At 71.8% G+C, this 12868-nt stretch carries 14 protein-coding genes and 1 pseudogene; 5 read left to right on the forward strand and 10 right to left on the reverse strand.

Annotation, left to right across the window (positions count from 1 at the left end):
* Positions 1-12: 12 nt before the first annotated feature.
* The 3 genes from OHS59_RS33110 to OHS59_RS33120 form a co-directional block, all read right to left on the reverse strand.
* Positions 13-1521, reverse strand: a complete 1509-nt coding sequence (locus tag OHS59_RS33110) for a glutamate synthase subunit beta (protein WP_328497021.1) — start codon at positions 1519-1521, stop codon at positions 13-15.
* A gap of 144 nt (positions 1522-1665) precedes the next feature.
* Positions 1666-2145 (reverse strand): anthrone oxygenase family protein, encoded by a 480-nt coding sequence (locus tag OHS59_RS33115; RefSeq protein ID WP_328497022.1) that lies wholly within the window; start codon positions 2143-2145, stop codon positions 1666-1668.
* Between the two features lie 190 nt (positions 2146-2335).
* A complete protein-coding gene (locus OHS59_RS33120; RefSeq protein WP_328497023.1) occupies positions 2336-3121 on the reverse strand; it encodes a DUF2293 domain-containing protein in 786 nt (261 codons plus the stop codon).
* 68 nt (positions 3122-3189) lie between these two features.
* Between OHS59_RS33120 and OHS59_RS33125 the strand changes: the two genes are divergently transcribed.
* The 3 genes from OHS59_RS33125 (at position 3190) to OHS59_RS33135 (ending at position 4925) form a co-directional block, all read left to right on the forward strand.
* Positions 3190-3831 (forward strand): uridine kinase, encoded by a 642-nt coding sequence (locus tag OHS59_RS33125; RefSeq protein ID WP_328497024.1) that lies wholly within the window; start codon positions 3190-3192, stop codon positions 3829-3831.
* Between the two features lie 103 nt (positions 3832-3934).
* On the forward strand, positions 3935-4333 hold the full coding sequence (locus tag OHS59_RS33130) for a PPOX class F420-dependent oxidoreductase (RefSeq protein ID WP_328497025.1): 399 nt from the start codon (positions 3935-3937) through the stop codon (positions 4331-4333).
* A 163-nt stretch (positions 4334-4496) separates the two neighbouring features.
* On the forward strand, positions 4497-4925 hold the full coding sequence (locus tag OHS59_RS33135) for a CBS domain-containing protein (RefSeq protein ID WP_328497026.1): 429 nt from the start codon (positions 4497-4499) through the stop codon (positions 4923-4925).
* A gap of 190 nt (positions 4926-5115) precedes the next feature.
* On the opposite strand, the gene OHS59_RS33140 is transcribed toward OHS59_RS33135, so the two are convergent.
* Entirely contained in the window at positions 5116-6243 is a 1128-nt protein-coding gene (locus OHS59_RS33140) for a magnesium and cobalt transport protein CorA (protein ID WP_328497027.1), read from the reverse strand.
* A 233-nt stretch (positions 6244-6476) separates the two neighbouring features.
* Between OHS59_RS33140 and OHS59_RS33145 the strand changes: the two genes are divergently transcribed.
* Both OHS59_RS33145 and OHS59_RS33150 read left to right on the forward strand, forming a co-directional pair.
* Entirely contained in the window at positions 6477-7271 is a 795-nt protein-coding gene (locus tag OHS59_RS33145; protein ID WP_328497028.1) for a methyltransferase domain-containing protein, read from the forward strand.
* 8 nt (positions 7272-7279) lie between these two features.
* On the forward strand, positions 7280-7426 hold the full coding sequence (locus tag OHS59_RS33150; RefSeq protein WP_328497029.1) for a hypothetical protein: 147 nt from the start codon (positions 7280-7282) through the stop codon (positions 7424-7426).
* A gap of 7 nt (positions 7427-7433) precedes the next feature.
* Here the strand turns inward: OHS59_RS33150 and OHS59_RS33155 are convergent, their stop codons facing one another.
* From OHS59_RS33155 to OHS59_RS33180, 6 genes and pseudogenes are all read right to left on the reverse strand, one after another.
* Positions 7434-8378, reverse strand: coding sequence for a carbohydrate kinase family protein (locus OHS59_RS33155; RefSeq protein WP_328497030.1), 945 nt, complete (start codon positions 8376-8378; stop codon positions 7434-7436).
* A 26-nt stretch (positions 8379-8404) separates the two neighbouring features.
* Entirely contained in the window at positions 8405-9310 is a 906-nt protein-coding gene (locus OHS59_RS33160; protein WP_328497031.1) for a pseudouridine-5'-phosphate glycosidase, read from the reverse strand.
* A gap of 163 nt (positions 9311-9473) precedes the next feature.
* Complete coding sequence (gene fdhA, locus OHS59_RS33165) at positions 9474-10700, reverse strand: formaldehyde dehydrogenase, glutathione-independent (protein ID WP_328497032.1); 1227 nt, start codon at positions 10698-10700, stop codon at positions 9474-9476.
* A 119-nt stretch (positions 10701-10819) separates the two neighbouring features.
* Positions 10820-12091: pseudogene (locus OHS59_RS33170) on the reverse strand (MFS transporter).
* A complete protein-coding gene (locus OHS59_RS33175) occupies positions 12088-12219 on the reverse strand; it encodes a hypothetical protein (RefSeq protein ID WP_328497033.1) in 132 nt (43 codons plus the stop codon). Before OHS59_RS33175 ends, OHS59_RS33170 begins: the two are co-directional and overlap by 4 nt.
* Positions 12220-12276: 57 nt before the next feature.
* Complete coding sequence (locus OHS59_RS33180; protein WP_328497034.1) at positions 12277-12831, reverse strand: methylated-DNA--[protein]-cysteine S-methyltransferase; 555 nt, start codon at positions 12829-12831, stop codon at positions 12277-12279.
* Positions 12832-12868 lie beyond the last annotated feature (37 nt).

The following is a 12868-nucleotide window of genomic DNA, read 5'->3' on the forward strand; positions in this document are numbered from 1 at the left end:
CCAAGGCCCCGGCTACGCCGTCATGGGCCGGTCGTGCGGCCCGATCGGCGCGGGCAGCCGCGAGTCGCCCGTCAGACGGCGGTCGACCGCCGCCGCCACCGCCCGGCCCTCGGCGATCGCCCACACGATGAGGGACTGGCCGCGCGCGGCGTCCCCGGCGGCGTACACCCCCGGCACGTTGGTCGCGAAGTCCGCGTCCCGGGTGATCGTGCCGCGAGGGCCGAGGTCGAGGCCGAGCTGGTCGACGAGACCGTCGGAGCGGTCGGGGCCGGAGAACCCGAGGGCGAGCAGTACGAGGTCGGCGGGGAGCACGCGCTCGGAGCCGGAGCGCGGGCGGCGTTCGGCGTCGACCTCGACGAGGTGCAGCGAACACACCCTGCCGGACGCGTCCCCGGTGAAGCCGAGCGTGGACGCCGCGAAGAGCCGGGCGTCGGCGTCGGCCGCGGGCGAGGTCTCCAGCGCCCCGGCCTCCTCGTGCGCGGCCGACAGCCGGTAGATCTTCGGGTACACCGGCCACGGCTCGGAGTTCTCGTCGCGCTCCGCACCGGGCTGGGCGTAGATGTCCAGCTGGGTCACGGACTTCGCGCCCTCACGCACCGCCGTGCCCAGACAGTCGGCGCCGGTGTCGCCACCCCCGACGATCACGACGTCCTTGCCCGCCGCGGACAGCGGAGACGCCTCCAGGTCCCCCTCGCACACCCGATTGGCCAGCGGCAGATACTCCATCGCCTGATGGATACCGCTCAACTCCCGCCCCTCCAACTGGAGGTCGCGCCACGCCGTGGCACCCACGGCGAGAACGACCGCGTCGTGGCGCGCCCGCAGCTCGGCCGCCCCGATGTCCCGGCCGACGGCTGTCGACGTACGGAACTTGGTGCCCTCCGCCCGCATCTGTGCGATCCGCCGCTCCAGATGCCGCTTCTCCATCTTGAACTCGGGGATGCCGTACCGCATCAGCCCGCCGATCCGGTCGTCCCGCTCGTAGACGACGACGGTGTGTCCGGCCCGGGTCAGCTGCTGCGCCGCCGCGAGGCCCGTGGGTCCCGAGCCGATCACCGCGACGGTCCGCCCCGACAACCGGTCCGGCGGCCGAGGCGGCGCGAACCCGTCCGCCCAGGCCCGGTCGGCGATGGCGACCTCCACGTTCTTGATCGTGACCGCGGGCTGGTTGATCGCCAGCACGCAGCCCGCCTCGCACGGCGCGGGGCACAACCGGCCGGTGAACTCGGGGAAATTGTTCGTCGCGTGCAACCGGTCGCTCGCCGCACGCCAGTCGTCGCGCGCCACCAGGTCGTTCCAGTCGGGGATCAGATTGCCCAGCGGGCAGGCGTCGTGGCAGAAGGGGATGCCGCAGTCCATGCACCGGTCGGCCTGGGTCCGGACGATCGGCAGCAGCGCCCCCGGGACGTACACCTCGTCCCAGTCACGCACCCGGTCCTCGACGGGCCGGCGCGGCCATTCCTCGCGGGAGGAGTTCAGGAAACCCCTGGGATCGGCCGTGGCCGTCTCCCTCACGTACACGCACGGAGCCGAGCGGTCGTCGCCGCCGTCTCCGACGCCGTTGTCCGGGCGGGCGCGGGCCGCAGGGCCTGTTGGCAGACTCTTCCGGCCACGATACGACGCCTCAGCCGCGCCCGCCCCAGGTGGACGCCGGGCCCGGTGCCCTCAGGTCAGCGCCAGCACGTACAGGATCGCTCCGGCGGCCGACGCGATCGTCCGGACGTGGTTCCACATCGACCACTCGCTCACATACGTGGGCCAGTACGCGATGGCCTCCGGTGTGCCGGGGTCCATCCCGGCCAGCTTGTTGTTGCGCGGGACGTTCGCCGCGATCGTGACACCGAAGCAGCCGAACAGGTACAGCGCGCTGCCCGACAGCAGCTCCACCGTGCCCTCGTCGGGCCACAGCACGAAGGTGACCACGGCTATCACGGCACACAACGCGGCCGACCCGATGAACACGAGCATGAAGGCCGGCATCAGCGCGGTCACATTGATCGCCTGCATCGCCGCCACCCCCTGCGCCGGCGGCAGCGAGGCGAGCCCCTTCATCACGAACGTCGAGAACGCGCAGAAGACCCCGGCCACCAGCCCGGTGCCGAGCACACCCACCACGGTGAGCACGAAGTACGGTCCCTCGATCATGGCAACTCCCGCGTAAGCAGAACCTCTGGTCAGCAACTCGCGCACCGTTCCCGCAACCGTGGGGCCGGACGACCCCGAGCCCCAAGATCCTGCACGGCGCCCCCTGTCACCACAAGTGAAATGCCGGACGGGGAGAGCGACCATGGCCGAGAGGATCGCCGGCATGTCCGGACGTCTCGGACCCGCCGTCTCAAGCCCGCCGCTTCAGCCCGTCATCGTCAAGCCCGTTGTCCTGTTCCCGCCGTCTCAAGGACGGTCTCACCCTGCTCGGGTCGCCCTCCCCGGTCCGCCCGTCCTCGCGCCAGCCTGCCAGCGTCGCCTCGACCGCGGAAGCGATCCGGCGGCGGGCCTCGTGGCGCGCGACACCGCTCATCAACAACTGGTCGTACGGAGTCTCCGTGTGCCGGACCGCCGCACGCACGGCTGAGACCACCGCGGCATCGGACAGCGCCCGCCCGGCGGCGCTGCGCCCCACCCGTCCGCTGCCCCGCACCGAGGCGTGCGCGGCGATCGCGTGTGCCCGGTCGGCCGGACAGCCGGGAAAGTGCCGCCGGATCTGCCGCGCGAACGCCTCCGTGAACCGCGCGTCCTCCGCGTCCCGCCGCCGAGCGTCCCGCACCCGGCGCCGCCGTCGCGCCTCCGCGTCCGCCAGGCATCGCTCCTCCGCCCGCGCGAGCGCCGCCTCCTCGACCAGCACCCCCTGCCGCTCGTACCGGCTCCGCCGCCTGTTGAACCGGACGACGACCGCCGACAACCCGCTCTCCTCCCGCGACCTCCGCGTCAACGCCGTGTCCCCGCGCGGCAGGAACACGAGATGCCCGAGGTCGGCGCAGTCGAGACATCTCGGCGCCCCCTCCTCCAGCACCAGCAGCGAGAGCGGCCCACGCCCGCACTCGCCACAGTGCCGCCTCTTCACAGGCTGGACGACGAGAGGCCCGGTGCGGGGCGGGGGAGTCGCGGTTGTCACGGTCGCCATGGGCGCTTCATTCCCGAACGACCCCCGCATCCACGCCACCTCGCGGCCCGTCGTGCCCGCGCGGCATCATGGGCCGTGTGCGACTCGAAGCGATCACCTGGGACCGGCTCGGCGACCTCATCGCCGAGCGCCTGCTCGACCTGAAGCCGGCCGACGACAGCCCCTGGCCGCGCATCGCCTTCGACGGGGCCCCGGCCGCCCGCCCCGGTGACCTCGCCGAACGCGTCGCCGACGCCCTTCGCCCACGCGGCCGGTCCGCCCTGGTCGTCGGCACGGAAGGCTATCTGCGGCCCGCCTCCCTCCGGTTCGAGCACGGCCGCCAGGACGTGGAGACCTACTACGACGGCTGGTTCGACACCGGCGCCCTGTGGCGAGAGGTCTTCGGCCCGCTGGAGTCCGACGGCGACGGCCGTGTCCTGCCCGACCTCCTGGACCCGGTCACCGACCGCGCCACCCGCAGTCCGTATGTCCAACTCCCTCCCGGAGCCATGCTGTTGCTGCACGGACCGCTGCTTCTGCACCACTGGTTCCCCTTCGACTTCACCGTCCACGTACGCCTCTCACCGGCCGCCCTGCGCCGCCGCACCCCGCAGGAGGAGCACTGGACGCTCCCCGCGTACGAGTGGTACGAGACGGAAACGGCTCCGGGCGACACGGTCGACGTCCTGGTGCGGGCGGACGACCCCCGCCACCCGGCGTGGAACGGCTGACGGGACGACCGTCGCCCGGTACGGGCGTCCTGCACGGTAGTCCCGCGCACAATTCCCGTACCCAAGGGTTATATATGCACGTGCATGTAGTTAGTCTGACGGCATGACGACGACCTCCTTCGGTGATTCGGTCCGCACACTCCTCGACGGCAAGAACTTCGCGAGCGTCGCCACCCTCGGCCCCGGCGGAGCACCCCAGAACTCGGTGGTCTGGATCAAACGCGAGGGCGACACCGTTCTCTTCTCCTCGACGGACGGTCGGCAGAAGGTCCGCAACCTCCGACGTGACCCCCGGGTCAGCCTCTCGGTCTTCGACCTCGCCGACCCCTACACCTCGGTGGAGATCCGCGGCACCGCCGAGATCCTCCCCGACGAGGGCAAGCGCCTCCCGTACGAGCTCTCGCACAAGTACCTCGGCGTCGACCCTCCCGGGGAGAAGGACGACGAGGTCCGCGTGATCATCCGCGTACTGCCCGAGCGGATCGTCGGCTTCTCGGTGTGAGTGCAGGGGTGTGGAGCAACTCGAAGGGTGTGGGGCGGGGGCGTCGGTCCGAAACCGCGGCCGTCGGGGTGCGTATCTCTCCGTACCCCGCGAGAATGTAGGGCGCCGGGACTAGCGGTGCGTCTTTGCGCCGCGCCGGCCGTCCGGCACCGGGAGGTACTACATGACCACCGCCGGAGACATCATGCATCGCGGCGCCCAGTGGATCCCCGCTCACGAGACCTTGGACCGGGCCGCTCAGCTGATGCGCGAGCTCAAGGTGGGCGCACTGCCCATCAGCGACGAGAACGAACGGCTCTGCGGCATCCTCACGGACCGCGACATCGTGATCGGTTGTGTGGCCATGGGTCACGACCCGGCGCGCGTCACCGCGGGCGAGATGGCCAAGGGCACCCCGCGCTGGATCGAGGCGAGCGCCGACGTCAGCGAGGTGCTCGGTGAAATGCAGGGACATCAGATCCGTCGCCTCCCTGTGATCGAGAACAAACGCCTGGTCGGAATGATCAGCGAGGCCGATCTGGCCTCGCACCTGACGGACGAACAACTCGCGAGCTGGGTCGAGAGGGTCTACGCGAAGAGCGACTCGCGCTGAGGAACGGGGCGCGCCGACGCCGGAGCTTCCATGGCCGCGGCCCTGTGCTCCATGACCCCGTGCCTCGTTCGCCAGGGCTCTGTGCCCCACGACCCACCGTGACGTCGCCCGCCCGCCCGCCCGCTCGCCCGTCTGTACGCCCGCTCGCCCGCCCGCCCGTCCGGCAGACTGTTGCCGGACGAGCGGGAGTTCACAGCCAGCCGTTCCGCTTGAATCCCCGGTAGAGGGTGAGACACGCGACGGTGATCACGCCGACCGCCAAGGGGTACCCGAACTTCCAGTGCAGCTCCGGCATGTGATCGAAGTTCATGCCGTAGACACCGCAGACCATCGTCGGCACGGCGATCAGCGCCGCCCATGCCGTGATCTTCCGCATGTCCTCGTTCTGCGCCACGCTCACCTGCGCGAGGTGCGCCTGCAGGATGGAGTTGAGCAGTTCGTCGAACGCGGCTATCTGCTCGGCGGCCCGCAGCTGGTGGTCGGAGACGTCCCGGAAGTAGGCCTGTATCTCCGGGTCGATCACCCGTATCGGCCGTGTGGCGAGATCCATGATGGGCCGGCCCAGCGGGACCACCGCCCGCTTCAGCTCCAGCAGTTCACGCTTGAGCTGGTAGATGTGTCCGGGGTCGGCCCGCGCGCCGTCCGCCGCGAACACGGCCGTCTCGACCTCGTCGATGTCCTCCTGCACGGAGGCCGTGACATTCAGGTAGTCGTCCACCACATGGTCCGCGATCGCGTGCAGTACGGCGGCCGGCCCCTTGCTGAGCTGCTGGGGGTTGGCTTCCAGCTCCTCGCGCAGCGGACCCAGCGAGCCGTGCCGGCCGTGGCGCACCGTCACCACGAAGTCCCGGCCGACGAACACCATGATCTCGCCGGTGTTCACCACCTCGCTGGTCGCCGTCAGTTCGGTGTGCTCTACGTAGCAGACCGTCTTGAACACCGCGAACAGCGTCTCGCCGTACCGCTCCAGCTTCGGGCGCTGGTGGGCGTCCACCGCGTCCTCGACCGCCAGCGGGTGCAGGTCGAAGAGCTCGGCGATGCCCGCGAACTCCACCTCGGTCGGCTCGTGCAGCCCGAGCCAGACGAAACCGCCGTCGGCCTTGCGGACCCGCTCCACCGTCTCGACCAGATCGCGGCCGGCGGGGACCCTGGCCCCTTCCTCGTACGCCACGCAGTTCACCACCGCGGAACCCAGCGGTGACCGGGCGGGATGGCTCAGGTCGACACGGGCACGCCGTCGTGTCAGCCGTGCCACCCTGCGGAGACCGCCGACCTTGCTCAGGCTCGTGACCTTCCGCAGATTCCCTGCCATGGACATCTGGATCTCCCTGCGTGGATCTCCTCGCGCCGCACTCTGCGCCTTGCCGCGGCCAGTCTGCCAGGATGTTTCGACGGCCGGTTCGGCCTGTGGGAACGGAACATTCCGCTCCGGAACTCGTCGGTCGGAGCGACGCGAAAGCCACACCGTGCCGCGGGCCCGTCGCGTGCGACGCCCTCACGTCGGGAGCGTCGCCCCTCGGGGAAAAGCCCTACAAATGGGATGATCAGGGCATGACGCGAACCGACGGACACCTCCTCGACAACCGGCAGCCCGAGGCGGGGCAGCGATTCGACGCCCTCGCCACTCTTTTCGACCCCACGACGTTCCGGCACATCGAACGGTTCGGCATCGGATCCGGGTGGCGCTGCTGGGAGGTGGGAGCGGGCGGGATGTCCGTGGTGTCCTGGCTCGCCAAGAGGGTCGGCCCCACCGGCCGGGTCGTCGCGACCGACCTCGACACCTCCTGGGCGCCCCTGGCCGTCCGGCCGCCGATCCAGCTGCGTATCCACGACGTGGGTGTCGACGAGCCGCCGGGGGAGGGCTTCGACCTCGTGCACGCCCGGCTCGCCCTCGCCCATGTGCCGGACCGGGAGAAGGCGTTGCGCACGATGGTCAGGGCGCTGCGGCCCGGCGGACGGCTCCTGGTCGAGGACGCCGATCCCACACTGCAGCCGCTGGCCTGCCCGGACGAGCGCGGTCCCGAGCAGCAGCTGGCCAACCGGTTGCGCCATGCGATGCGTGACGTACTCGCCGAGCGGGGCGCCGAACTCTCGTACGGGCGTCGGCTTCCCCGGTTGCTCCGTGAGGCCGGACTGCGGCAGGTCGGGGCCGACGCGTACTTCCCGCTCACCTCGTCCGCCTGCGCGGCCCTGGAGTCCGCGACGGTCGGCCAGGCCCGCGATCAGCTCGTCGCGGCGGGCCTCGCCACCGACCAGGACATCGACCGTCACCTGGCGAACGTGGCCGCGGGCGGCATGGACCTGGCCACGGCACCGCTGATCTCGGCGTGGGGACGTAAGGGATAGGTCCATTCATGGCTGCAGAGGGCCATCCATGGCTGTCCACTCCCGTTGACGGCCAGGACGGCCAGGACGGCCAGGACGGCCAGGACGGCCAGGACGGCCAGGACGGCCAGGACGGCCAGGAGGGCCGGGGGGCCATGGGGGCATGCGGGCCATGACGGTTGTTCAAGGCCGTGCCGTGCCGGGCGGTCGGCTCCTCGGCTCCGGCCTTCCGCCCACCTGTTCCACCGCCCGGGCCCCGGCCCGGCACCCCTCGGCGGCCGCCTCCTCCGGTCGGCCGCCCGCGAGCAGCGCGGCCAGGAAGGCTCCGGTGAAGGCGTCGCCGGCGCCCGTGGTGTCGACGGGGGTCGCCGATTCCGCCGGAACCCGGGCCCGGACCGCCCCCGACCGGGCGACGAGGGCTCCGGCATCTCCCTGCTTGACCACCACCAGCGGAATGTGGCGGCTCAGCTTCGCCGCCGCGTCCGCCGTATCGGGCAGGCCTGTCAGCAGACAGGCCTCGTCCCGGCTCGGCAGCAGGACGTCGACCCCCTCGGTGAGGGAGAGGAAACGGTTCACGCCCAGTTCGGCGAGGAACCCCACCGACGCGGGATCCACGCTCACCGGTACTCCACGCGCGCGTGCCGACTCCATCGCCACCGACACCAGCGCCCGGCACGGTGCGGAGAAGAACAGATAGCCCGACAGGTGCAGCCGTGCGACACCGTCGAGCAGCGCGGGCGACCAGTCGTCGGCGTCCAGGCGCAGGGACGCTCCGCTGTCCGTGAGGAAGGTGCGCTCCGCCGAGGCGCCCGTGTCGACCAGGCAGACCACCGTCCCCGTCGATGCGCGCGGGTCGACGACCAGGCGCGGGCGCACTCCGGAAGCCACCAGCTCCCGCTCGTGCCACGCCGCCGAGTCCGCGCCCACCCGGCCGAGGAACCGCACCTCCGTACCGTCCCGACGGGCCGCCCAGCACGCGACGTTGGCGCCCGCACCGCCCGGCACGGTCCGGACGACCGCGGCCGTGTCGGTGCCCGGTGCGAGCGGCCCGCGGTGCCGGGCGACGACGTCGGTGATGACGTCACCGACGACAAGGAGGGCCCCACCGGCGCCGCCCGTCCCTGCCACGCCGGTGCCCGTCGAGACCGCCCCCGTCACGCCCGTGCCCAGGCCGCCGCGATCCGCCCGGCGAGCCGTACGTTGCCGCGTACCGCCGCCAGGTTGGCCTCAAGTGACGCCCCGTCGGTGTGGCGCACCAGGTGGTCGAGCAGGAACGGCGTGACCGCCTGGCCGCTCACGCCCTCCGCCTCGCACGCGTGCAGCGCGTCGGCGAGCACGCGCGCGTGCAGCGCGGGATCCAGCTGCTGCGCCTCGGGCACGGGATTGGCGACGATCAGCGCCGAATCGGGTCCGTCCAGGGCGTCCTGCGCGCGCATGACGGCCGCGATCTCGTCCGGTGACTCCAGCGTCCAGTCCACCGGGTGTCCCGAGTCCGACAGGTAGAAGCCGGGAAAGCGGTCCGTGCCGTACCCGGCGACCGCGACACCCAGCGTCTCCAGACGCTGCAGGGTCGCCGGCACATCCAGGATGGACTTCACCCCCGCGCACACCACGGTGATCCGGGTACGCGCGAGGAGCCCCAGGTCCGCGGACTCGTCCTGCGTCAGCGTCCACTCCCGGTGTACGCCCCCGAGGCCGCCCGTGGCGAACACCCGTACCCCGGCCTGCGCGGCCAGCAGTGCCGTCGCCGACACCGTGGTCGCCCCGCTGACCTCGGCGGCGACCGCCAGGGGCAGATCGCGATGTCCCAGCTTTCGGATGCCGTCCTCGTTGGCGACCCGGTCCACCTGCTCCTTGTCGAGGCCCACATGGGGGCGCCCGTCGAGCACGGCGATCGTCGCCGGAACGGCACCCTCCTGGCGTACGGCCTCCTCCAGTTCCAGCGCCACCTGGAGATTGCGCGGACGCGGCAGCCCGTGCGCGATGATCGTCGACTCCAGAGCCACCACGGGCCGCCCCGCGGCGAGCGCCTCCCGAACCTCTTCGGACACCACCAGCACGCGCGTGCCTCCTGTCTGTCGGTTCTCCTCTCATCCCTGGCGGGCGGCGCGCCCGGCCAAACCCTCGCGACCACCCGAGGAACGAAAAGCCTTGTGGCCAGCCCAGGGAACGAAAAGGGGTGCCCACGCGCGCGTGGGCACCCCTTTTCGTTCCCTGGCAGCCTCAGACGGGTCGTACCCCACTGAGGGACCCGTGCGGATCGAGGACGTACTTACGGCTGGCGCCCTGGTCGAACTCGGCGTAGCCGCGCGGCGCGTCCTCCAGGCCGATCACCGTCGCGTTGACGGCCTTGGCGATGTGCACCCGCTCGTGGAGGATCGCCTTCATCAGCCCGCGGTGGTACTGCATCACCGGGCACTGACCTGTGGTGAAGCGGTGGCTCTTCGCCCACCCCAGACCGAGCCGCACCTTGAGCGTGCCGGTCCGCGCGTCCTGGTCGACCCCACCGGGATCGTCCGTGACGTACAGGCCCGGGATGCCCAGCGAGCCGCCCGCGCGCGTGAGGCCCATCAGCGAGTTGAGCACCGTGGCGGGCGCCTCCGGGGCGTCCGGCCCATGGGCCCGCGCCTCGAAACCGACGGCGTCGACGGCCGCGTCCACCTCCGGCTCGCCCAGGATCTGCTCGATCTGCTCGCCCACGTCGCCCCGGCCGACATCGACCGTCTCGCAGCCGAAACTCCTGGCCTGTGCGAGACGTTCGGCATTGAGGTCGCCGACGATGACGACTGCGGCACCGAGCAGCTGCGCCGACGCCGCGGCGGCGAGACCGACCGGCCCCGCACCTGCCACGTACACCGTCGAGCCGACCCCGGCGCCCGCGCTCACCGCGCCGTGGAAGCCCGTCGGGAAGATGTCCGACAGCATGGTCAGGTCGAGCAGTTTCTCGCGGGCCTGGTCCCGGTCCGGGAACCGCAGCAGGTTGAAGTCCGCGTACGGGATCATCGCGTACTCCGCCTGGCCGCCGACCCAGCCGCCCATGTCGACATAGCCGTATGCCGCCCCGGGGCGGGCCGGGTTCACGTTCAGACAGATGCCGGTCTTGCGCTCCTTGCAGTTGCGGCACCGCCCGCAGGCGATGTTGAAGGGCACCGAGACGATGTCGCCGACTTCGACGAACTCGACGTCCGGGCCCCGCTCGATGACCTCTCCGGTGATTTCGTGCCCGAGGACGAGCCCCTCGGGCGCGGTCGTACGGCCGCGCACCATGTGCTGGTCGCTGCCGCAGATGTTGCTGGCGAGTACCTTCAGGATGACTCCGTGGCGGCACTTGCGGCCGATGTTCGCGGAGGCCACTCCCGGCCCGTCCTGCATTTCGAGCGTCGGGTAGTCGATGGTCCTGACTTCCACCGCTCCCGGCTTGAGATACGCGACTGCCCTGTTCCCGCTCATACCCGTGATCGCCGTCCCTTCGGCCCCCGTGACTTCGGATGCCAGTGGCTCTGCGCATGGCGGAGTCTGCTACCGCAGAACCGTTCCGGCCAGCCTTCGCGCGGGCCCCGTCCGGCCCATCACGGGCGGGACTTGCGGCCCCGGGTGAACAGGGCCAGTGCGCCGAGCGGCAGCAGCAGGCAGGCGGCTACGACGTTCAACCAGGCGTAGCTCGCCTGGGCGACGACGAGGCCCGCGGCGGCCCCGCCGAGTCCCGCCGAGGTGTTCATGGTCAGGTCGGAGAGTCCCTGAGCGGCGGCGCGCGCGGGCTGGGGCACCGAGTCGGTCAGGAGCGCGGAGCCGGAGACGAGGCCGGCGGACCAGCCGAGGCCCAGCAGGAACAGCCCGGCGGCGGTCTGCCGGTGGTCGGCGCCCGCGGTGCCCGCGAGGAGGGCGGCGCAGGCCAGCAGCGCCACGGCCAGACCGATCACCGAGAGCCTGCCGAACCGGTCGGACAGCCGCCCCATGACCGGTGAGAACGCGTACATCCCCGCGATGTGGACGCTGATGACCAGCCCGATCAGATCGATGCCCGCCCCGTGGTGGCCGAGGTCCAGCGGCGTCATCGACATGACCGACACCATCGTCGTGTGCGAAACGGCCACCGTGACCAGGGCCAGCCGCGCACGCGGGGACGCCCGGACGGCGGCGGCCCCCGCCCTGATGGACCGCGCCGCGGGGGACTGCTCCTCGACCGGCGCCAGTGCGCGGGCGGTGAGCAGCGGGTCGGGCCGCAGCAGCACCGCGACCAGCAGCGCGGATATGAGGAACACCCCGGCCGCCCACACGAAGGGGCCCGCCGCCTCCGGTATGCCGAGCCCGGAGACACTGCGGCCCGCGGGCGCGGCGATGTTGGGGCCGAGGACCGCGCCGATCGTCGTGGCTCACACGACGTTCGAGATGGCCCGGGCCCGCCGCTCAGGCTCGGCCAGATCGGCGGCCGCGAACCGTGCCTGCAGGTTCGCCGACGAGGCCGCGCCGAAACCCGCCATGCCGACCAGCAGCAGAGGGAAGCTGTCCACGGCCGCACCGGCCACCACGACCCCGGCGCCCAACGCCCCGATGAGGTAGGCCAGGACGAGACCGGGCCGGCGACCGCGCGCGGTCATCAGCGCGGCCAGCGGCACCGAGAGCACCGCCGTCCCGGCGACGGTCGCGGTGGGTGCCAGCCCGGCGAGCGATTCGGTACCGGCGACTTCCCGGGCCAGGACCACTGCGAGCGCGATGCCCGTGGCCACCCCGAGCCCGCCGAGGATCTGACTGGCGATGAGCACGGCGGAGGTCCGGCGTCGCAGCGCGGGCAGTCCGGCCGCGTGGAAGGGCACGGCGACCGGTCGCTCGACGGCGGTCACCGCGAACACGCCCGAGCGAGGAGATCGAGGGAAGTGACGTGGGTGAGGAGGGCGGCGAACACGCGGCCCGGGCCCGCGAATCGCACCGGGTCGGACGCGTGCACATGAGTGAACTCGGGCGTGGTCATCGGCGCAGTCTCCCCCTGGTCCTGACCCCGGAACACTCCGAAGACGACAGACAGGCCCTAGAACAACGGCTCCGGCAGCACACCTTCCAGTGCAAGCAGCTTCCGCTTCGTCTCGACGCCGCCCCCGAACCCGCCGATGCCGCCGTCCCTCTCCACGACCCGGTGGCAGGGCACCACGACGGGCAGCGGATTGGCTCCCATGGCCGTCCCCACCGCCTGGGCCGCACCCGGCTGACCGACCCGCCGCGCCAGATCGCCGTAGCCGACTACCGCCCCGTACGGAACGCCGGACGCCAGCTCGCGCAGCACCTGACGGTTGAACCCGGAGATCAGGGACCAGTCCAGCGGCAGCTCGAAGTCACGGCGCTCACCCGCGAAGTACGCCGCGAACTGACGTATCGCCTCGGCAAGCAGCGGGGACCGCGGTGCTTCGACGGGCTCGGCGCCGAACCGCGACCCGAGTCGCTCAAGTGTCCTGTCACGCACCTCGTCCGTGGCGTGGAAGACAACGCTGACCAGGCCTTCGCCGGTCGCCGCCAGCAGCAGCGGGCCGATGCCGCTGTCGACGACGGCCCACACCACCCGCTGCTCGTCCTGCCCATGGCTGTTCATGCGCTCCACCGTACGGCGCACCACTGACAACGCCGGT

The sequence above is a fragment of the Streptomyces sp. NBC_00414 genome, assembly GCF_036038375.1.
Taxonomy (GTDB): Bacteria; Actinomycetota; Actinomycetes; order Streptomycetales; family Streptomycetaceae; genus Streptomyces.